General features: G+C 34.5%; 19 protein-coding genes and 1 pseudogene. 17 read left to right on the top strand and 3 right to left on the bottom strand.

The window, feature by feature from the left end:
• Positions 1–32: 32 nt before the first annotated feature.
• From BSR19_RS10885 to BSR19_RS10915, 7 genes are all read left to right on the top strand, one after another.
• Positions 33–866 carry a DNA/RNA non-specific endonuclease gene (locus BSR19_RS10885; protein WP_231606047.1) on the top strand — a complete coding sequence of 278 codons (834 nt, stop codon included), beginning with the start codon at positions 33–35 and terminating at the stop codon, positions 864–866.
• 519 nt (positions 867–1385) lie between these two features.
• On the top strand, positions 1386–1649 hold the full coding sequence (locus BSR19_RS10890; RefSeq protein WP_231606049.1) for a YSIRK-type signal peptide-containing protein: 264 nt from the start codon (positions 1386–1388) through the stop codon (positions 1647–1649).
• The gene (locus BSR19_RS10895; RefSeq protein ID WP_231606050.1) at positions 1585–2007 is read left to right on the top strand and encodes an SH3 domain-containing protein; all 423 of its coding nucleotides are present in this window, start codon (positions 1585–1587) and stop codon (positions 2005–2007) included. Before BSR19_RS10890 ends, BSR19_RS10895 begins: the two co-directional genes overlap by 65 nt.
• Before the next feature lie 223 nt (positions 2008–2230).
• Entirely contained in the window at positions 2231–2965 is a 735-nt protein-coding gene (locus BSR19_RS10900) for a response regulator transcription factor (RefSeq protein WP_156247143.1), read from the top strand.
• The gene (locus BSR19_RS10905) at positions 2962–4281 is read left to right on the top strand and encodes a sensor histidine kinase (RefSeq protein ID WP_156247144.1); all 1320 of its coding nucleotides are present in this window, start codon (positions 2962–2964) and stop codon (positions 4279–4281) included. The genes BSR19_RS10900 and BSR19_RS10905 overlap by 4 nt, the downstream gene beginning before the upstream one ends.
• 280 nt (positions 4282–4561) lie before the next feature.
• Positions 4562–6403 (top strand): SH3 domain-containing protein, encoded by a 1842-nt coding sequence (locus tag BSR19_RS10910; RefSeq protein ID WP_156247145.1) that lies wholly within the window; start codon positions 4562–4564, stop codon positions 6401–6403.
• A gap of 132 nt (positions 6404–6535) precedes the next feature.
• Positions 6536–7189 (top strand): DUF6287 domain-containing protein, encoded by a 654-nt coding sequence (locus tag BSR19_RS10915; protein WP_156247146.1) that lies wholly within the window; start codon positions 6536–6538, stop codon positions 7187–7189.
• A gap of 531 nt (positions 7190–7720) precedes the next feature.
• Here the strand turns inward: BSR19_RS10915 and BSR19_RS11930 are convergent.
• Positions 7721–7963, bottom strand: a pseudogene (locus BSR19_RS11930) (IS30 family transposase); the annotation flags it as partial.
• Between the two features lie 56 nt (positions 7964–8019).
• Complete coding sequence (locus BSR19_RS11935) at positions 8020–8280, bottom strand: helix-turn-helix domain-containing protein (protein ID WP_414820576.1); 261 nt, start codon at positions 8278–8280, stop codon at positions 8020–8022.
• A 734-nt stretch (positions 8281–9014) separates the two neighbouring features.
• Here BSR19_RS11935 and BSR19_RS10925 point away from each other — a divergent pair.
• The 3 genes from BSR19_RS10925 to BSR19_RS10935 all read left to right on the top strand — a co-directional run bounded on the left by BSR19_RS10925 (position 9015) and on the right by BSR19_RS10935 (position 13956).
• Entirely contained in the window at positions 9015–10346 is a 1332-nt protein-coding gene (locus BSR19_RS10925) for a hypothetical protein (RefSeq protein WP_156247147.1), read from the top strand.
• A gap of 74 nt (positions 10347–10420) precedes the next feature.
• Complete coding sequence (locus BSR19_RS10930; protein WP_156247148.1) at positions 10421–10909, top strand: hypothetical protein; 489 nt, start codon at positions 10421–10423, stop codon at positions 10907–10909.
• Between the two features lie 11 nt (positions 10910–10920).
• Complete coding sequence (locus BSR19_RS10935) at positions 10921–13956, top strand: type IV secretory system conjugative DNA transfer family protein (protein ID WP_156247149.1); 3036 nt, start codon at positions 10921–10923, stop codon at positions 13954–13956.
• 37 nt (positions 13957–13993) lie between these two features.
• Here BSR19_RS10935 and BSR19_RS10940 read toward each other — a convergent pair whose 3' ends face one another.
• The gene (locus BSR19_RS10940; RefSeq protein WP_156247150.1) at positions 13994–14302 is read right to left on the bottom strand and encodes a hypothetical protein; all 309 of its coding nucleotides are present in this window, start codon (positions 14300–14302) and stop codon (positions 13994–13996) included.
• Between the two features lie 539 nt (positions 14303–14841).
• Between BSR19_RS10940 and BSR19_RS10945 the strand changes: the two genes are divergently transcribed.
• The 7 genes from BSR19_RS10945 (at position 14842) to BSR19_RS10975 (ending at position 20418) form a co-directional block, all read left to right on the top strand.
• Positions 14842–16110 carry a replication-relaxation family protein gene (locus tag BSR19_RS10945; RefSeq protein ID WP_231606009.1) on the top strand — a complete coding sequence of 423 codons (1269 nt, stop codon included), beginning with the start codon at positions 14842–14844 and terminating at the stop codon, positions 16108–16110.
• A 17-nt stretch (positions 16111–16127) separates the two neighbouring features.
• Positions 16128–16490: a hypothetical protein gene (locus BSR19_RS10950; RefSeq protein ID WP_156247151.1), complete on the top strand. Its 363-nt coding sequence runs from the start codon at positions 16128–16130 to the stop codon at positions 16488–16490.
• A 140-nt stretch (positions 16491–16630) separates the two neighbouring features.
• Positions 16631–17428, top strand: a complete 798-nt coding sequence (locus BSR19_RS10955; RefSeq protein ID WP_156247152.1) for a thioredoxin family protein — start codon at positions 16631–16633, stop codon at positions 17426–17428.
• A complete protein-coding gene (locus BSR19_RS10960) occupies positions 17428–18060 on the top strand; it encodes a hypothetical protein (protein ID WP_070578325.1) in 633 nt (210 codons plus the stop codon). The genes BSR19_RS10955 and BSR19_RS10960 overlap by 1 nt, the downstream gene beginning before the upstream one ends.
• Complete coding sequence (locus BSR19_RS10965) at positions 18054–18746, top strand: hypothetical protein (RefSeq protein WP_156247153.1); 693 nt, start codon at positions 18054–18056, stop codon at positions 18744–18746. The genes BSR19_RS10960 and BSR19_RS10965 overlap by 7 nt, the downstream gene beginning before the upstream one ends.
• 284 nt (positions 18747–19030) lie before the next feature.
• Positions 19031–19198 carry a hypothetical protein gene (locus BSR19_RS10970; RefSeq protein WP_231606011.1) on the top strand — a complete coding sequence of 56 codons (168 nt, stop codon included), beginning with the start codon at positions 19031–19033 and terminating at the stop codon, positions 19196–19198.
• Between the two features lie 632 nt (positions 19199–19830).
• On the top strand, positions 19831–20418 hold the full coding sequence (locus BSR19_RS10975) for a hypothetical protein (RefSeq protein ID WP_231606013.1): 588 nt from the start codon (positions 19831–19833) through the stop codon (positions 20416–20418).
• Positions 20419–20492 lie beyond the last annotated feature (74 nt).

Consider the following 20492-nt stretch of genomic DNA (forward strand, 5'->3'; position numbering starts at 1 on the left):
GTCTGATTTGGATACCGATAGCTATTGTTGTTATGTTTTGTATAGCTGGATATGGTATGTCCCAAGGAATTAATGTACCTGGTATTTTATCTAGTGGCTTTAATGTTATTAGTAAAGGAGAGCATGCCAATTCAAGTGATGTCGGAAAATTATTTGGGAAATTTATTCCCAAGTCAGAATCGTCGGAAACCGGGACCACTTCTTCTGAAAACAATGGAGTAAAATCAGATACTTTCAGTTATACTCCATTGCTTTTCGAAAACCATAAGCTAATGGTAAATGGAGATTTGGATAGCCTTGATAGAGCAACATATGGTCACATCAGACTAAAGTATTCAGATAAGCCACAAGATGATAGGGAAAGTAAAATTAATGTTGATCCAGTCGGCTGGCATAACTATCGTTTTAAGTACGAAGATGAGCACGGAAAAGTCAAAAAAGCTTATCTGATGAATCGTGGGCATCTTATTGGTTATCAGTTTTCTGGATTAAATTCTGAAATCAAGAATCTAGTGCCAATGACACGCTATTTGAATGCTGGAACGATGTCTGATAGTAAAACGGATGCTAATAATCCAAACGGTATGCTATACTACGAAAATGCACTAGCCAAATGGTTGAAGAAAAACCAAAATATGTACTTAGATTATTGTGTTGTTGCAAACTATACTGACAATGAGTTAGTACCTAGGACTGTAACGCTTTACTGGACATCCTTTGATGAAAATGGGACACAATATGGAGTTGAACTATCAGAAGCAGGATTAGCAACGAGTGATGGAAATGTGAGTTCGGTCACACTTCAGAATGTTTCAAAGAATGCTAACATTAACTATTTAGATGGTACAGCCACAAGTAATTCCTAACATTGACTATAGAATGTTTTATGCTACAATAATAATCAGCGTAAGCGTTTGGACACTAAGAGGAAGGGGCTATTGCCTCTTTTTTGTTCATATTTTGAAATTTGGTTACTAAAGTAAGGGAGGAACATAGTATTGGTTTGTCGCCTGTTCAAGAGAATTAAGGGAAGTACCTTAATTCTTCATTATCAATATAATCTAAATATTATTGTTTTAAATAGATGCTAAAAATAGGAGATGTGGTTTGATTGAACCATATCTTTTTGTTGTCCTTTGTAACAAATATCTACCCCGATATTGGTTTTGTAAAAAACATATATGTTTAGAATAATAGAAAATTTCGGAAAAACAATTTTCTAATCTGATGATAATACTATGTGTATTATATGCGAATAAAATATGATAAATTGCTAGTAATGACAATTTTTTAACTATTTATGATTTATAACAATTTGATAGATATAGTCATGTTGAACTCTTCTGCATAGGGAAGAGTTATGAAAAAGACTAGGAGATATTATTATGAAATATAGTTTTTATCAAGTTGCTCAACGTTTCTCAATTCGTATGTATTCTTTTGGTGCTGCTTCTGTGATTTTAGGTTTTTTCCTACTTTCTGGTGTACAGACTGCTCATGCTGATGAGAAAGTGGCTGTTTCTGAATCAACTACAAGTATTACTAGTGATAATGGAGTTGTATCAGATAAAGTAACTTCTTCAAATGCTGAGATTGTTCTTTCTGAAGCTACTGTTTCAATTCCCAAGGAAAGTTTGGTACCAAGCTGACAGACAAAGTGATGGTAGCTACAAGGTTCGCATCAATGTTAGAGACCATAGGGCTGAAGCGGGCGAATACATTGTCCATCTCTATTATGTTCAAGACGGTAAGATGATAGGTATCGGAGGCACTAGTACAACTGTTCCAGTACAAAATGCAACCCGCCACAACCTTCCATCTTTAGGTTCATATACCTTTACAGATCGTACTGGTATTAAGACTCAACCTTTGGTAGCCAACCCAGATGTTAGCTACTACGATGCTGGTAAGTCAGTAAACTATGACAAGGTCCTAACAGCTGATGACCACACCTGGTTGTCTTATGTAACCTATAGTGGTGCAAGACGCTATGTGGATATTTCTTAAGAGTTGTAACATCACACTCTTTTGAGGGTGGTGTTTTTTGGTGGGGTGAAGGAAAAAATATTATCATTTTAATGATATGTTCTCTTGTTAAAAATGTAATATTTTTGTAAAATAAATTAAAAGACAGATATCTCTCATTTTAGATGGAGTAAGATTAAATTTTTTATGGAGTAGAGATATCTACCTATAGTGATTTTTATTACAATTCTGAAGGAGTTAAGGTATGCTTAACATCTATGTTTTAGAGGATCATATTATCCAACAAAATCGTATTGAAGAGGTTATTCATACGATTCTTAAGAAAAATAACATTAAAGTAGGGGACTTTGAGGTTTTTGACAAACCTAATCAACTGTTAGAGTCTATTGCCGAGAGAGGATCTCATCAGCTCTTTTTCTTGGACATTCAAATTAAAGATGATACTAAAAAAGGTTTGGAAGTGGCTAAGCAGATTCGCAAGAATGATCCCTATGCCAATATTGTTTTCTTCACGACCCATTCAGAGTATCTGCCCTTGACTTTTCAATACCAACTGGCAGCTCTAGACTTTATTGATAAGTCTTTGGAGGGAGAGGATTTTCAAAAGCGTGTGGAAAGTATTATCTTATTAACCTGCAAGAAGATACAGAGTCAGAGTCCAGAAGATGCTTTTCGGATTGAGAATGTTAAGACCGTTATTCAGGTTCCCTTTCATGATATCTTGTACTTTGAGACGTCAGATATCGTTCACAAGGTTATCCTTTATACTAAAGAGGAGCAGATTGAGTTTTATGGCAGTCTCTCTCAAATTGAAAAGAGTGACCCTAGACTGTTTAAATGCCACAAATCTTTCCTTATCAATCCAGAAAATATCACCAAATTAGATAAAAGTACGGGGACGGTCTATTTTGAAAATGGTGGTATCTGTTATGTTTCAAAGTTGAAACTAAAGAAATTGCTTGAGAGAATTAGCCTATGATAGCAATCAATTTTGTGTTGGATAATCTCGACTTTTTAGTGGAGATTATCCTCTTTATTCTCATTTATCAATACATTACCTCCGAGAAGATAAAGCTAAGATGGTATATCATCATCCCCTTGATTATCCGATTTTTATTTGTGCTTTCTCCAGCTCTATCCTATGTTTTAGGGCATGCCTTCTTGGTTGTTTATTCCCTCTACAGAAATCGTTATGGCAATAGGTTATTAGATATTTTCTATGGCTTGTTTCCAATCGTCATAGAAAGTCTTGTTCACAATCTTATTATTTATGGGATTGCCTTAGTTATCAATCGTCATTATCTGATTGTACTTAACCATTTTCATTTAAATCTTGTCATTGGGTTGTTGGTCTTTCCCGTATTTTGGTTAATCATTAAGACCTTAAAAGTGAATTTCAAAGCGTTGAACTATGGTTTTAGAAAGTCATTTTCAAAGTACTTTTTATTGCTTATAGATATATCAATGTTATCTTATGCCCCGCTTCTCCAATATATTACCTTTTTTGTGCAACAGAGCCCTGGAGGAAGAGATTGGCATGTTTACCTGGTGGTGACCTATGCTTTACTCTTTCTTGCGACCCTTGTTTATATCAATGCGACCTTCAGCGAAAGACTCAAAGAAGAAGTCCTTCTCCAAAAAGATAAGCAAATGAGTGATTTGGCTCATTATAGTCAACAAATCGAACAACTCTATACGGATCTTCGTCGCTTCAGGCACGATTACCTAAATGTTTTGTCTAGTATAAAATACGGCATTGACTCCAAGGATATGGCTATTATTTCCGATATCTACGATAACATTCTTGAAAAAACAAAGACTCAGATTGAGGGAAAACAGTACGAAATTGCCAACTTGATTAATATTAAAGATGAAGCTGTTAAAGGTGTCTTGGCTAGTAAAATCTTGGAAGCACAAGGTCAGTCCATTACCATTCACCTTGAGGTCAGTGATATCTTTGAAGTATCGAGGATGGAATTGTTGGATTTCATAACAGTGCTGTCCATTTTTTTGGATAATGCTATTGAAGCTAGTCTGGATAGCAGTACTAAAGAAGTAAACATTGCTCTTATCAGTGGAGAGACAAAGGTAGTAATAGTAGAGAATACCATTGCTCAAGAATCTATCAATACAGTCGGTATCTTTAAACTTGGTCGCTCAAGTAAAGGAGAAGGACGTGGTATAGGTCTGTCCACTGTTCGAGAGATTTTAGGGAAGTACCCTAATTGTTCTTTGTCAACACAATCTAAAGACTATCGTTTTAAACAGACACTAAAAATAGAAGATGTGGTTTGATTGAACCGCATCTTTTTTTGTCCTTTGAAAACAAGTACCTGATCCTATATTTGTTTATTTAAATATATATATATATATCCAGAATACTTGCAAAGTTTCCAAAAAACTGACTTTCTAATCTCAATGAAAGAAATATTTATATTTTGTGTGAATAAATATAATAAATTTGTAATAGTGACAATTTTTAGACTTTTTGCGATTTATATTAATTTGATAGTCATAGTCGTGCTATACTTTTTTGCATAGGAGAGAGTTATGAAAAAGACTAGGAGATATTATTATGAAATTTAGTTTTTATCAAGTTGCTCAACGTTTCTCAATTCGTAAGTATTCTTTTGGTGCTGCTTCTGTGCTTTTAGGGGTTTTCCTACTTTCTGGTGTACAGACTGCTCATGCTGATGAGAAAGTGGCTGTTTCTGAATCAACTACAAATATTACTAGCGATAATGGAGTTGTATCAGATAAAGTAACTTCTTCAAACGCTGAGATTGTTCTTTCTGAAGCTACTGTTTCAGTTCCAAAGGAAAGTTTGGCACCTGCAGAAGCACCCTCAAGTGCTGTGACACCAGAAAAGACAAGTGAGAGCTCTAAGCATGTTGAAACAGTTACTGCGGATGAAACTCACAAAGTTGAAAATACTTCAGAACCAATATCAACAGTAGAAGAAAAGGTTAACGTAGCGACAAATACTGATAAGGTATCTGATAAAAAAGTTACTACTCCAAACATTCCAAATGAGCCAAATAAAAAAATTGAGTCGGAGGTACATGAAGATAAGGAGACTGAAAAAGCAACTGTAACAGAGAAAATTTCTGAACCAAAAGTTCCTGAAATTATAACAGATAATAACTCATCAACACCAAGCACTGGTTATTCGAGGTTATTTAGTGTTGGAAATATTAGACGACCTTTGTCTAATAATTCTAGAATCGGTGATGACTATCCAGTGGCTTGGCGTAATAATCCGGAGGAATGGGATAGCTGGGGTTATGCAACTGCTTATTGTACTTCCTTTGTTGCTAATAGACTCTACCAAGTTAATAAATTGGATACACCTAGAGGTTTAGGTCATGCTAGACAATGGGGTGGAAATGCAAGAAGTATGGGATATAGAGTTGATAATATTCCTACTAGAGGCTCTGTAGCATATTTGGACGATGGTCTTTATGGTCACGTTGCTTGGGTGTCAGCCGTCAAAGGTGATAATGTAGAAATCGAGGAGTATAACTATGGGTCAACCTATCGGTTCCGTTATCATAGTCGTGTGGTTCCCAAAAATTCATTCACTGGTTACATCCACTTTAAAGATTTAAAAAGTAGCAATACAAGTATCCCTGATACTCCAACACCAACAGATAATACAGGAAGTAATTTAGCTTCTTCAGGATTTTATCAATTTACAGAGAGAGTAAGCATTAAAGCTGAACCAAAAATGTCTGCCCCAGAACTTGCCTATTATGAAGCAGGAAATACTGTCAATTATGATAAAACACTCCAAGCAGACGGTTATGTCTGGATTTCTTATCTATCATATGCAGGAAACCGTCGCTATATTCCAGTACAAAAACTTTCAACGGAGGTAAAACCAGAGGTTAAAGGAACCATTAATGTTTTAAATAAGAATGACCAGTCAGGTACCTTTGATGTTGTGATTTCAAATGTTTCAAGTAATGTTGGACTAAAAGAAGTTCAAGTTCCAATCTGGTCAGCAAAAAATGGGCAAGATGATTTGAAATGGTATAAAGCTGTTAAACAATCTGATGGTACCTATAAGACTTCTGTAAAAATCAGTGATCATAAGAATGACAGAGGAGAATATCTTATCCATCTCTATTATGTTACTGATAGTGGTAAACAAATTGGTGTAGGTGGGACAACGACAACTGTAGAAAGTGCTTCAACTACATCTAATCCTTCTAAACCATCAATTCCTAATAGTGGTGTTTATACTTTCAAAGGCCATGCAAGTATCAAAGCAGAACCAAAGATTTCTGCACCTGAGTTGGCATATTATGATGCTGGAAATACAGTAAATTATGATACCCTTATTCAGGCAGATGGTCACTATTGGATTTCTTACTTATCATATTCAGGTGCTCGTCGTTATATTGCGATTAACTAAGTTTTAAAGGCTATCCAATTTTAGAAGATGGCAGAAAAATATTTCTATATTATTTTATGTAACGGTATTGAAATATAGAAATAAAAATGTTATATTTACAACGTAAAAAATTTATTAAAAGGAACATAAATTATGAAAACTACAAGTAAGCTTATTGGTTCATTCTTGGCTCTCATTATTGTTATTCTTGCCATCTTCCTTGTGACTAAGTTTAACAGCCATGAATCTGCACGTGTTAGTACAAGTAGCAGCCAAACTAAAATTGTTAAGAAATCATCTATAAGCTCAAGTAAATCTACTAAGAACGATAAGAAAAATTCAAACCCGCATGTAAAAAATGAAGACACAAAAGATGAAACAGTTGAGGTTAGTGAGTCTTCTGTTGCCAAAGATTCTCCAACTAAATACACTGATGAAACGGTCTTATCTTCAGGAGGAGTTGCTGAGCCTACAAAAGAAAAAACAGGAGAAGAAACACAATCATCATCATCGTTTAATGGGAAGCAACTAAGTTCAGGTGATTATAGTTCAATCGCTGGTACTTGGACAAACTCTCGAGGAGAATTTGTCACAATTTCACCAGATGGCACAGTACAAAATGGGAGTGGTTATACTTATCATCTCTATTCTGTACATTTAAATAATGGAAATTTTTCAGGAACAATTGCTTCTGATATTGATAGCGCAGCTTTTTGGGCTATTCCTGGAACTAGTAATGGCGATTCAGACCATCTTGTTATTGGTCAAAGTGAGGATGCAGAAAATTATCCATTTTATCGTAATTAACATGAAAAAAGATTGCTATTTATTTAGTAATCTTTTTACTTTTGCTTTTATTGGAAAAACAACGAAAATGTAAGTATAAGTTGGTCATTTTTTCGATTATTACGAAAATCGGACAGAGAGAAATAAAAATATGAAACGAGAAAAATCTTTATCCTCAATTTGTCAATTCGAGTGAAACAAGGTCGTTTCTCTGATTAAGTGAGAATCTTTTAAACTGTTTTTTTGAGGTTTGATAGCTCGTATTCGTCGTAAACGGTTGTAATCTTCATACCAGGAGAGGTTTGCAAAAAAGAAGAGAATCTCATTCAAAACCAGTATGAAGTGTCCTAACCAATGGAAAAGTGTTATACGGCCATGCCAGAATTTTCCATACCAACAAGGAGTAAGAAAACTCTCTCTGTTGCTAGTATACTGACCCCAAAAAGTTAGAAATTTAAATAGTTTATTTATGACGAAGTTTTTAGTAATGATAAATTGGAAGAATAAGTGCAACACTTACTTGAACTCATCCTCTAGAGCTTCATAAGCAGTTCAATAAGCTAAACATTTTCGTGGTCTGTGATTGATATCATATAAGGCCTTGTTCAAAGCATCATCAGAGATAGCGGCTAAATCTGTTTTCTTTGGGAAATATTCTCTTAGTAAGCCACTTGCGTTTTCATTGCTTCCTTTCTGCTAGGATGAATAGGCGTCCGCAAAGAAAAAAGAAATTCCTAAATTCTCTACCAGAGGATAGCAGACAAACTCTTTTCCCCTGTCTGAAGTGAAGGTTTTAAAAGTTACATTGGCTTTTGTTCAAGCTGATAGTGGCCATAAATCCGTTCAGGCAATCAGGAGGATTTTAAACTGTTCTCAATTTCCTTTTTCAACTTTGGTGTCAAACAAGACTTCTGACCTTTTTGCTTAACCCTACGTTTGTACTGTTCCTGTGTTAAGACTGCGGAATAACCATTTTGGCATCGTCTTAATTCTCTTGAAATGGTAGACTTATGGACGTCAAGTTTACTTGCAATTTGGCAAGGTTTCAAACCTAATTTTAGGTAGGTTTCTATCTTTATTCGGTCGGTTATGGTAAGCTGGGAACAGCTCATAGTTTTTCCTCGGGTTCTGTTTGTGTGGTTACTTACAGTTTACATCAATGAAACGCTATGAGTTTTTTGTTGCACTATATTTTACAATTTATCATTTTAAAAATAAATTCAGTTGAAATTTTCTCTGTAATTTCATTATTTCAAGTTCTATTTTGCTATCTTATAAAAATATTAATACTAATCCAACGAATAATCCATGACCCCTTGATTATCATTCACAAACTTTTATATAAACCACATGTGAATGTATTTTCCAAAAGTAGTTTATGTCTATTACAATTAAAGAATATATGTCGATTAGAATTTATCTTATTAATGCCTGTTTTGAACTTTTAAAGAAGTGATAACAATGAATATTCCATTTTTAAGGTTTGAAACTAACTATTGACTCATGTAATAGGATTTATCGATTTTATTCTAATATTTTGGGGCTCTCTAGCCTTGCATTGATATCAAAAATCTATATAATAATTAATAAAGAGCCAGTAGAAAGGGTGAGAATTATGTTTATGATCTTGGTTCTATTACTTACATTAGCGAGTTTCTTATACGTTGTCATCGGTATTGCCAAGAAAATCTTTTCAATTTTCGCCTTAATTACACCAATTGTAGTCTTGTGTGTCGGGCTTCTTATCGCAATGAATTAACAAAAGTCAAGGGGGGTCACTATCTTACAGGTAGTGACCTTTTTTGTTATGCTTTTAATGTCAAAAAAGACATTAAAGGAGAAAAATATGAAAGCACTTAAACTTATAAGAGAGGACGGTTATGAAAACGTCCATTATGCTAGTTTAGGGGAGCAAAAATTTAAAACATTGGTTGTTGCAGATAGGAAAGATGAACAAGATCAATGGTTTGAGCAACCAGAAATTGAATGTGTTCCAGAAGAAGTTTCAGATATCATTCGAAACTACACACTCCCATATATTGATCTCGGAAATACTGAAGATGAGTATTTGTTAGAACAAGCAACTAATAAGGTTGTATCAGTTGTGGTAGAGAATGTACTTGAAACACAGCCATTTATACCTAGAAATAGAAATGGTCGCCCTATCGGTGAAGGTGTAGCTTTTTGTGATATGTTAGTAGGGCGTATCCAAAATGGAGAACTTGCTGGAACAGCTGTTTATATTAAACAAACTGAATCTGGCTTCCGTCAGCCAAAAGATTTCTTTAAAATGGTTGGACGGATTTTTCCTTGTAAATTAACTGACATCCATATCCAAACTATCGACAATTATAAACTCACAATCAATAACCCATCAAACTATGTTGTTGAAGGTAGTATTGAGTTAGCTGAGTGGTTAACTAATTATCAACTTCTTCAGCAAATTGAAAAGAGTAAAGATAACTCTTCACGTAATCGAGATAGAAAAAATATCTTAGAGCGTACTCATGAAGGTATTGTATCAGCCGTTATTAACAATGGTAGCAATGCAGGTATCATGGTAATAACCAAAAAATTACAAACGGTATTCATTCCTAAACATAGGGTAAGTTATGAGTGTGATTCTTCTTTTGTTAACCTAGACGAAGTAGTATCAGTTTTTGATAGGGTGGAATTAAAAATCACTGGAGCTAATACCCAAAAGCCAAGTCCAAATCAAAGAGAACGTCACATTATCCATGACTATATTCGTATCGAAGGGGATATGAAAGTTCTCGAAGAAGCACCTCAAGATGCTTTGATTGAGATGATTGATAATAAGAAAGTCATAGGACGATTGTTTAAAGTGCGATTTATCAGTTTTGATCCACAGAGTCTACATACAGTAGAGTTGGTTGACTTTCCAGGTATCAAAATTAAAATGAAGGACTCAGGCTCCTTAAATCGGGTTCCTTTTAAGCAAGGAGATGAAATTTCAGTTGTTATACTAGATGCTCATTATCGCTGGGTAGACGCAAATAGCAGAGGGCGTCGAGTGGCCAAAAAAACTGAAGAAGTGAGCATTAATTCACAGAATATGGAAGAGAAAAAATGTCTGTTTCGTATCAAATCACGTTTCAATAGTTTCTATCCAAAACGAGTGAACAGTAAAATCTTATCAAGTTTTTTTACTAGTTGAGTCAAATATAGTTCCCTCTGAAATGGGAACTTTTTGTTTACGTTCGAAACAGAGAAACAAAACAAGGAGGGAACATGAACCATCATAATATCAATGCTATTGTCTATTATCTGATAGTCTTTATTCGGTATGTATTACCTATTACCTTGGTTTTTATCGGTATTGGTAGGTGGAGTTATGCGAAATCTATCAATAATCCAGAGAAGCAAATCATGGGAGTAAGTTTTGCCTTAAAATCAATTTTATTCTTATATATCGTTACATTTGTCCCCATATTCATCATCTATGGACTTGCAATGATATCAAAGGGAGGCGTACATAGTGGTGACTTCTCTATGATTAGTTTCGTAGAAGTCTTTACCTTAATAGAAATTCTAGCAGTTGGAATATTGCCTGCATATGGTTTTATACAGGGGTATATATATCACTATCAATGGTTGATTACAGAAGGTAAGAAAACAACAAGTTTACCACGACGTAACCTATTCATTAGACTTGGAATAATAAGTCCGATTGCTATTGTTGTATTTATGGAATTCTTGAAAAAAATGTTTGCTTACTAGAGAGGTGCTTTATGCGAAAAATCTTGAAATTATTTTTTAATCGTTATTATACGAATGGTAAGCGAACAATAGATATCTTACTTTATTGTTGGCGAAAATATATCGATTGGGTATATCATATATCTTTTGGATTATTTGCTTTCAATATTATTATGTTTATCTTTAGATGGCGTTTGCCTAATTGGGTATTTATATCTTTATTTTTATTTTTGTTCGTTAATATGGCTTTAGTTTTATACATTGGGGTATGGCACACTAATGTTACAAGTCGTCAAATTTTCGTGTTATTTGAAAAATACGACACCTTAAAACGAGCAGAACGAAAGAAGATTATTGGTAAGTATGCCATAAGAGCAGCACTAGCAGCAGTACTTATATCTTCTGGATTATATGTACTAACAATCAATAATTTTATCTTATCCCTCATCAATCGTATGTATGATGTGGCAGATAATTATCTCAAATATATGCCTTGGTCAATACCAAATGGAAGTCAGACAGGTATTGTTTTAAGTTATCATACCCTCAAACCTTTAATAGGAGCGGACTGGTTCAACAGTTTATTATTGTTGACTCCGATAGGAGCAATTGGTCTTATTTTTTATAATAGTTATGCCACTGGTATTGCTGAAAAAACCTATGAGAAGCTTGTTGAGCAATGGCTAGGTGGACGTTACTTCCAAGACAGTGTATTAAGTAATATCGTTCATAATCAAGATGAAAAAGGTCAAGCGAATTTGGTTATGGGGCGTAACTCTAAGACTGGAGAGCAAGTGATTTTACATGCTAATGAGAGGACTTATCACACTATTATCTTTGGTTTGATTGGTACTGGTAAATCGGCAACGATTCTGATTCCAGCAATGCTACAGGATATGGAAAATATGAAATATTATCTCCTATCCTATCGTAAGTATTTGATGAAAATAGATGAAGAACTGGAAGAAGAATTCTTTAGCACAGAGTTTGAACGGAAGAAAAAAAGACGTGAATTGTTGGAACAGTGGTATAACAATGGTTATGCTGCAGAGCTTACAAATGGTATTTACATGACCGAACCATCAGGTTCGATGTATGGCACAATTGTTAAGTACGCTCATAAAATGGGATTCCCTGATGAAATGATTTGGACTCTAGATCCTACTAACCCAGGAACTGGTGCAATTAATATTTTAGATGGAGATACGACTCAGGTAAAAGGGGCGGTTCGAGACTTATTTAAACGATTTAGTGATCCAAGTGGGACTGGTTCTTCTTTCTTCCTTAATCAAGAAGGACAACTTACTGATAATATCATTACTGTCATTAAAGAGGTAGCGTTGATACCAGATGCACCAATAAACTATATGTTAAAAGGTAAATCTCCAACCCTAACTGAATTCTCAAACATGTTACGTTCTAGCGATTGGATTGAAGCCTATATTGCCGTTTTTGAACAATTACTTAATCGAAAGAAAAGGCTTTTTGAAGAAACGTTGAAAAAGCATGAAGAGTTCTTAGAGCAGGAAAAAGAAAAGTGGTTAGAGGAATCAGAGTACAATCGTGAACACGAACAACTCTTTGATACTATCCTTAGACCAGAGAAAGTTCATGAAGCTATTAACGCATTTAATGATGAAAGAAATAAACTTGAAAACCTCCAAAGCTCTTATGATTATTTCATCAATGCTCATCAATTAAATTCGTACACAGAGGAATATTATTATACCTTTGATGCTAACGTGTCTGGTCTAAAAGCAGTCATTGATGACCTGTCATCTTCACCAGAAATTCGTCGTGTATTTTTCTCTCAAAGCACCAAAGATTTGGATATTGTTTTGAAAACGGGTGGGATGATTTTGGTCAATTCTGCAAAAGGTGTTCTTGGTAAAGAGAAGTCTCGAATGGTAGCACAGATGGTAACATTAGTTATGCAAAATGCTGCTCAAAGGCGTCTCCCAGATAAGTCACCATTCTTTGCTTTTTATGAAGACGAAAAGAATGGTTATTTGATGCCAGGTAATGATAGTAACTTCCTTGATGAGTCTCGTAAGTTCCATGTTCCAGTTATGCATGCTTATCAACATGACGAACAAATTAGGGACTCTATTGGCGAATCTGGAGCTGATGCAATCAAGATGTCTTATCGTAATGCCTTTACCTTCCAACAAGCCTCAACAAAGGTTGTAGAGTTCATTAATCTCCGATCAGGAGGAAAACATTATGCTCTTAAAGAAACTAAACGTGCAGCAAATGATGACCTCTTAGCAGGGAATCGAGGTAACTCAAGTGCGACTTCAGAGGAAGTAGTAGAAGAAGATAACTTCACTGCTAGAGATGCAAATAACCTAGAGAAATTCCAACTTGCTGGTGTTATCGTCAGTGATGATGAAATCTCAAAAATGATTTATTTAACAAAATCTCCGCATTTTGAAATGGATATTTCAAAGGACTCTTTTGTCTCACATGCACCTTTCAATAAGGTATATGGGCTTGGAGAAGAAGAGCCGGAAATTGCAAAAGCCTATAAGTTGTGGAGAGCAGAAGTAATAGAATATTATGCCCAAAAAGAGTCTGAGAGCCACCTCTATGAAAGTGATTTTACTGAAGAAGAATGGCAAGCAATCATGGATGTCAAAGTGCCAAATGTTAATAGTAATGTAAATGATACGGTTGGCAAAAAGGATGATTCCCCATCAGTTAAAAGAACAATCCTAGTCAACGAAAGTATGACAGAACATAGAGAAAACACTTCAATTAGAGAAGAGGCAACAGAGGGTACTGAGCAAATAGAGGAGAACAATATCTCTGAAATCCCTACAGTTGTTGAAGAAAAACAAACTGTAAATAACAATAATGATATCGTTGAATTGAAGGACGAAGAAATAACTCAAAGAGTGATCCTAGCTCCATCATCTACACCCGAAACAGTTGATACTCAAAATATTCAAGCACCTAATCAAGAGTTTGAATTACCTCAAGAGCTATCTCGTGTAGCACGTGAGAAAGCACCTAAAACTTTAAAAAGTAATGTAGAACAAATGGCTATTGATGAAGAAGGTTTTTAGATAACGTAAAAAGCAACGGATTTCCGTTGCTTTTGTTCTAATTTTGAGAGTCATTATATGTTTCTTTGTTAGTCTTCTGAGCCTCCTTTCTTGCTTTTTCTTCTGCTTTTTTACTCTTAATTTCTTTCTTTACCCCTTTAACCTTATTTTGTGTTTCAACAACTAAATCATCAATAGATAAATCTGGATTTTCTAGTTTTTTCAATTCGAAATAGAGCTGACCTAGTTTATCAGTTTGTGATTTTTGATAGGCTTTAAGTTGCTCTGTAGCTTCTCTTTTTTGTTGTTCTAACGCTTCAAGTTCCTTAATAAAATCTGATTCAGTTTTTTTGTTTTTTCCTGCCATAATTTGCTCCTCATTCATTAGTTATATCTAATAGTATAGAGTGAAAACATTAAAAGTCAACCCATGTCACTCCCTTGAAAATAATCTATTCTTGGGTATACTGAACACTATAGCGACCTATTATAAATGAATCCTAGTTGTAGCCTTTAAGTGCTTAAAACCCCATAAAACTGGTTGTTGTAAGTATTATGTCATACCCAGATTTTATGAATGAAAGTATACAGTGAACAATAGTCTAAGAGTTTACTGTATTTATAGGGATGATGACTAATATTAGAAACACGTAAAGTATAAATGAGTAAATGTCGAGTATTACATAGCTAGAATAAACTATGTTTTAGAGGGTTATCGTTATAACAGCATACTACGATTATATGAATGAGAGGAGATGAAAGTATCAATCAGCATTTTACGGGTATAAGAGAATACTTGTGTAGGGCAATAGTAAAGGCATAACACGACTTTAAAAGTAATAGCTGCACTCTTCGAAAAAAGACTAGACTATATACCCTATTGATTGACTATTTTAGAACTACAAAATGCAAGATATAAAAAATAGAGATTTTACCTCACTTATTTCAAATAAAAAAAATAAAATTCATTACACTCAGAGAAATAAAATAGCTACTTATTTTGTTTCCAAAAATCAAAATATCTCACTGTCATTTTCAGAAGAGGAGCTTATCATCTTTTATCATTTACTAAGGTTTGGTTATTTTGATAAGGAAATAGTAGACCTCATTTATACAGCAGTAACCCGAAAATTCAAAACGCCTAATTCATGGTTTTATCGTCTTGTTGGAAAGGTTAATCATCCTATTTCAGCATGTTCGGATGCTAGAAGCGGTAAGAGAAAGCTGTATTATCTGAACAAAGGTTTTAGTACCTGGTTGCTTACTATGATTAAGGGGATTGAGAAAATTCGGTTGCTAACGACAACGACAGAATATGATAGGTCAGTATATAGCATTGTCACTAATAATCTATTAGGAGGGAAACCTCAAACCGTAAATATTCATGATCTAGAGACCAGACGATTAGTTGCTAAAATCTTAAACAAGCTTTTTGTAAAAAATAAAGACAAGTCAGTTTATGACCTAAACATCCAAGTCGTATTTCCGATTAGTCGTGTTAACCTTCTAATGGTTCCTGATGCTGTCATCTTCGTAAACGATAACCCTTTTTTTATTGAGTATGACCGAGCAACAGAACGCCAAACAATTCTACTTTCTAAAATATTTGGTTACGCAGAAGAACCAGCATTCGAAAATTCTAGTTTATTTTTCGTTTTCGAGAGTAGTCGTAAAGATAATACGCAAGTATCTAAACGTTTAATGAACTTTTTGGAATATGTAAATGAGGTCGAGGTTGAAGGTGTGACTGGATATGACATGTTAAAGCTTAAAAATATTTCTTTATTCAGTCAAACAACAACAAATGCTTCTGACGTTATTGTCGAAATCATTCAAGAAAAGATGTTTTCAAATCATAAAGATTGGTGTGATTGCGAGGCTTATGATTTTTCTGAACTACATAAAATAGATTATCTTGTAAAGGAGATATCAGAACCTTTAGATGATGATAAATTCCAGTTATCAGCTATTGTTGAAACAGACTCCTGGGAATTGAAAGAGTACCCTATGATACCTATGGCATATATCAAAAGTGACTTGATTCCACATTTAACTAGTCTATATGAAGAATTCTCAATAGAGTATGAACATATGATCATTGTATTCCCAAAAGAAGTCTTGCCAGAAAAAATCAAACTCCCTTTTGATGATTATTTCTTTATTGTTTATAGATAGAGTAAAGGAGTTTGTGAATGGATTATTTGGAATACTTAGGAAGAAGACTTGTATGGTTAGTTGTTTCGCTTGTAGTTGTAATCGTAGTAAAAAGACCAAGACTTTTGAAAGGATTGGCCCTAGTAAGTGATGAAGTTATCGGTAAAATCAACTACTTTATTTTCTTAACGATTGCTTGGCTAGTTCTTGTTACATATTTTATTTTGTACTTGTTTACGGTAGTTACTTTTTTCCTATCATGGCATTCGCTAACCGTGAATAATGTGCTGGAAATGATTTTACAAACCGTATTAATCATCCCAACACTCTATACGTTATTTGTTCCGCACAACGAGGTTATCAAGAAGGTTGATGACTTCTTATCAGCGAAAAAAGAATAAGTCACGCGTAGCAACTGCAACATATAATCATTATCTCAACTATTTAAAAATATGTAAGAAAGTCACATGATTGTTTGAATTTGTTGTAAGTATCAGGTGTTGTTTTAAAGATAAAAAAGATTGAAAGGTAACGGTAATTAATGAAAATAAAAATTGAATCTGCTTGGAAAACCCTTTGTGATGCATTCCCCAAGTTAAAGGATAATCCTCTTTACAAGGGTTGGTATATTAGCTATGCGATCCTTGTGACGTTATCTATTTTGACGGTGGTTGTAGTGAACCATAGGGTTGTCTATGCATTTCCGTTTGATTGGTTTGGTTTGCTTTTTGGAATTATCTTACCTTGGGTTCTTACGACCTTTTATATCGTATATCAAGGTGTGGACCATGCCCACCAGTTTACATCGACTAAAGTTGTTCTTGGGTTATTTATGTTACCTGTAATTCTGATTGGTTTTACCTCTAGTTATAAGAATGAATACAGTTATAGTAATCGTATGGTTACGACGGTTTTTGATCAGGAACTCACGCAACAAAGTTTCCACGCAACAAAGATTACATCAAACCAGCTTGATTATTTTAAAGAAGATAATATCATTTTTCCTTATAAGAAGAATACAGATTCAGAGATATATGTGTTCTTTCGACCTGATTGCCCTTACTGTCAAAAATCAATTCCAGTACTCAATAAGAGCTTAACTGAAAAAGAACGAAACAAGATTATCTATGTTAATGTTCTTGACGAAAGTGGTAAGGATTTAGCTAAAGCTATGGGAGTAGAGAAAGCAGCAACAGCAGTTATCTATCATAAGGATATGACTTCTGGTGGATGGTCCAAACGAATTGAACGAATGGCAGGAGGGAAACATGAAGCACCTCGTCTTGATGAGGATGCTATCCATGATATTGTGTCAGTTGCAAAGGAGGAAACAAAATAATGTATTTATCAAAAAAAGATATTTCAGAATGGATTGCTAGCCTAAAAGTAGGTGACGAGGTTGCTATCCAAATAACACGAATGGATGGTGTCATAGTTTCTAGTGAGCGTGGCATTGTCGACAAGTGGTTAGGAAAGAGACTTATAGTTGTTAACGGAAAGCATTTTGTTCCTAGCACTGGTTTGAGACAAAGTAATGCTTTTGTCCCTGGTCAAAAAACAATCGTGGAACAACTTTTTCCATTGGATGCTTTGCTTTTAGATGAGGAAGAACTTGCCAAAAGAGACACCATTATTCAAAAGTTGAAAGAGTCTGCAGAACTTCTAGAGCACGCGCAGACTTATTCTTCATTAGTCGTTTCTAGGGTTCTTCGTAAGCTATCAGTCCTAGACGTTGGTGATGTATATGATCTAAATGAACTACGTTCCTCTAGTAACACAGAAGACTTAGAAGATAGTGCTTTATTGGATAGACGGAAACTCTCAGAGAAGAAACGTTGTCTAAAGACTCTGGATCGTATGCTTGCCAATTTAAGTCAAGATAATACCTTGGGTGCTTTTAAGTTAATCTCTCTTTTGGGAGATGTAGCTTCTGAATTTACTGATGCTGAAAATGAGGTAAGTGAATGTTAGCCTATGTTATTATGTTTGTAGTTATGTTTGCCATCAAGTGTGTTACTCTTACCTTTGTGAAGAATAAAGAGTCTACAGTAGTCAGTACTTTTCTGAGTGGCACGAATCAGATTTTTCTTAATACGATTGTCTGGTTTTTACGACTAACAGCCATGTTCCAGTTTTATCTTTTGGTGGTAGACAATAACCTAACTGTTACCCCTATAATTGTTGGTTTCATTCTACCTAATGTCTTGTTCTTGTTTAAGGGAATCAAAGCTTCTTTATCGGATTTGCTTGTACGTTGGTTAAAATCATTTATTGGTCATAAGTATAGAACATGCCCATTTTGTCATGAATCACATTTATTCTTTCGATACACAGAAGACCGCACAGCTGCTTATTACTATCTCTTGACAGAAGAAGATAGTCTTGTGGCCATTGGAGATTTTGATAATAGTGATCATCCTGCACGTTTCTTTTTAAGTAACGATGAATCACATTTTGATGAGCTGGTTGATACCATGCTACCTTATATGTTGCCTGGAATGGAAGAGGTGGTCTATGTAGGTGGGCGACAACAGCGATTGGCTAGAGAATTGTATTGTGTCGATTGCCAGGAACGAGTCAGTGAAGATAGTGGGGTACAATTTGGTGAAGTACTTTTAAGTGAGCATAGGCATGAAGATCATAAAGCTCTTGTTTAATTTATTACCAATACTGTACTCTAGCTATGCTGTGTTCGAAATTACTAAAAAAGAACTTAAATGCGTAGCTCCTGCAAGGTACACTAATTTTCCTACATTTCATGCAAGTTTTTTAGTTAGTGACTAAAAGTGAGAATGTATATTATCGACAAATTTTGGGGGAAATGAACGTATATTTTATTGACAAAAACTTTGACAAAATGTATATTAAAATTATATATTCAATTTAATATTTACTTGTTAAAATAAGAAAGTCCCTAATTGTATTGAGGAGAGGAGAAAAAATGAATCTTTGGTTAATATTAATTTTACTTGGTGTGGTTGCTGTTATTGGGGGTGGTGTGGCCGCTGCTATTGGCTTTGGAAGACATCAAAAACGTGCTAATGAAAGAGCTATTAGAGAGGCCCTAGAATTAGCAACTAAAGATAGAACTCAAAGAGAACAAGAATAAGAACGAATACATGTAAACACTAGCTATGCTGGTGTTTTTTTATACCAGTTTAAGTATCAAGAAATTTCAAGGAATAAAGATTTTTACGAAATTTTTGCATCTTTTTCAGAGAAATGGATTAGCACGCGCGTGAGAAGTGTCTATTGTAACTTTCAAACACAAAAAAAACTAGGGCCATCGCCCTAGTTTTAAAGGAGGTTTGTTCACATCTGGGTTTGTAGGAGATTATGATGTGAACTGGATTAGGAGTCTCTATTTCTATTAGGAGGATTAGAGACTGAACTGAAAGTATTAATTTTCGAGTGTAGTTTCATCGAACTACAAGAAAATTATATCAGTTTATGAGAATGGATACAATGGAGTTAAGGGGTGTCACACCCCCTATTATTAGAGAATAACTGACTTAAGGTGTAGTGGTATGTTTTATTGTGTGCTATCCTATAATTAGGCTAATAAATAATATGACTAACGAAGGAAAAATGATTATGGTTAGAAGTAAAGAACATGCTTTAGATAGAGACAGAGAATTAATGATTATTCCCAAAGTTATCAATTTTTCAAGTGAAGACGGTCATGAGTAAAAATTTTTACTGGCAGTAGACGCTTGTAATAGATTTGCTACGGCAATCGATATGAGTAATAGAACGTCACTAGAAGTGCTAGAACATAGTTACTTGATTGATATTAATGAGTATCCAAATGCGATTGATAAAGTAATTAAGAAGTCACTTATTTTAAAGGAAGCTATGCAATTGTTTCCAAAGTTGGTAACAGTTTATGAATTTGTAAATAATAGAGCCCTATCTTATGGCTGGAGGTTTGGTTTTCAGAACCAAAAATTTGCAACCTCAGAGATAAATTTGGAATTAGTGGGACGTATAAATAAAGAACTAGCTTTACGAAAATCATACCTTAAACGTTTCATATCAAATAGAGAAATTGAGGAAGTAGTGTTTCTTCAAGATCTTAGAGAGGGCTTAATTGGGGGAACGATTTCTGAAGGAGTTGACCAATTAGGCTTTTATCCATTAGAACCTATTACTTTTGAAGAAGAAATTCCATTTTATTGGCCAAGATTTATATTATTTGGTCAAAGAGTTCGAAGACTTAAGGCTTATGGTTATCCTCTGATTGAGAATGAGACGACAAACACTTACTTAGATTTTGTTACTGAAGTACTATCAGTTTATGATGAGGCTACAGGCTCAGACCTTATATAAAAGATTTAAAGGGTTTTATTTTTATAGTGAACCTTCCATTGTAGAGTGCTATAATATCAATCGAAGAGAATTGT

The sequence above is a fragment of the Streptococcus salivarius genome (assembly GCF_009738225.1).
Lineage (GTDB): Bacteria > Bacillota > Bacilli > Lactobacillales > Streptococcaceae > Streptococcus.

What these genes read in the sequence shown, in the direction of transcription:
- BSR19_RS10885 (WP_231606047.1), top strand. Translation starts at nt 33, where the DNA reads ATGTTTTGTATAGCTGGATATGGTATGTCCCAAGGAATTAATGTACCT.
- BSR19_RS10890 (WP_231606049.1), top strand. Translation starts at nt 1,386, where the DNA reads ATGAAATATAGTTTTTATCAAGTTGCTCAACGTTTCTCAATTCGTATG.
- BSR19_RS10895 (WP_231606050.1), top strand. Translation starts at nt 1,585, where the DNA reads ATGCTGAGATTGTTCTTTCTGAAGCTACTGTTTCAATTCCCAAGGAAA.
- BSR19_RS10900 (WP_156247143.1), top strand. Translation starts at nt 2,231, where the DNA reads ATGCTTAACATCTATGTTTTAGAGGATCATATTATCCAACAAAATCGT.
- BSR19_RS10905 (WP_156247144.1), top strand. Translation starts at nt 2,962, where the DNA reads ATGATAGCAATCAATTTTGTGTTGGATAATCTCGACTTTTTAGTGGAG.
- BSR19_RS10910 (WP_156247145.1), top strand. Translation starts at nt 4,562, where the DNA reads ATGAAATTTAGTTTTTATCAAGTTGCTCAACGTTTCTCAATTCGTAAG.
- BSR19_RS10915 (WP_156247146.1), top strand. Translation starts at nt 6,536, where the DNA reads ATGAAAACTACAAGTAAGCTTATTGGTTCATTCTTGGCTCTCATTATT.
- BSR19_RS11935 (WP_414820576.1), bottom strand. Translation starts at nt 8,280, where the DNA reads ATGAGCTGTTCCCAGCTTACCATAACCGACCGAATAAAGATAGAAACC.
- BSR19_RS10925 (WP_156247147.1), top strand. Translation starts at nt 9,015, where the DNA reads ATGAAAGCACTTAAACTTATAAGAGAGGACGGTTATGAAAACGTCCAT.
- BSR19_RS10930 (WP_156247148.1), top strand. Translation starts at nt 10,421, where the DNA reads ATGAACCATCATAATATCAATGCTATTGTCTATTATCTGATAGTCTTT.
- BSR19_RS10935 (WP_156247149.1), top strand. Translation starts at nt 10,921, where the DNA reads ATGCGAAAAATCTTGAAATTATTTTTTAATCGTTATTATACGAATGGT.
- BSR19_RS10940 (WP_156247150.1), bottom strand. Translation starts at nt 14,302, where the DNA reads ATGGCAGGAAAAAACAAAAAAACTGAATCAGATTTTATTAAGGAACTT.
- BSR19_RS10945 (WP_231606009.1), top strand. Translation starts at nt 14,842, where the DNA reads ATGCAAGATATAAAAAATAGAGATTTTACCTCACTTATTTCAAATAAA.
- BSR19_RS10950 (WP_156247151.1), top strand. Translation starts at nt 16,128, where the DNA reads ATGGATTATTTGGAATACTTAGGAAGAAGACTTGTATGGTTAGTTGTT.
- BSR19_RS10955 (WP_156247152.1), top strand. Translation starts at nt 16,631, where the DNA reads ATGAAAATAAAAATTGAATCTGCTTGGAAAACCCTTTGTGATGCATTC.
- BSR19_RS10960 (WP_070578325.1), top strand. Translation starts at nt 17,428, where the DNA reads ATGTATTTATCAAAAAAAGATATTTCAGAATGGATTGCTAGCCTAAAA.
- BSR19_RS10965 (WP_156247153.1), top strand. Translation starts at nt 18,054, where the DNA reads ATGTTAGCCTATGTTATTATGTTTGTAGTTATGTTTGCCATCAAGTGT.
- BSR19_RS10970 (WP_231606011.1), top strand. Translation starts at nt 19,031, where the DNA reads ATGAATCTTTGGTTAATATTAATTTTACTTGGTGTGGTTGCTGTTATT.
- BSR19_RS10975 (WP_231606013.1), top strand. Translation starts at nt 19,831, where the DNA reads ATGAGTAATAGAACGTCACTAGAAGTGCTAGAACATAGTTACTTGATT.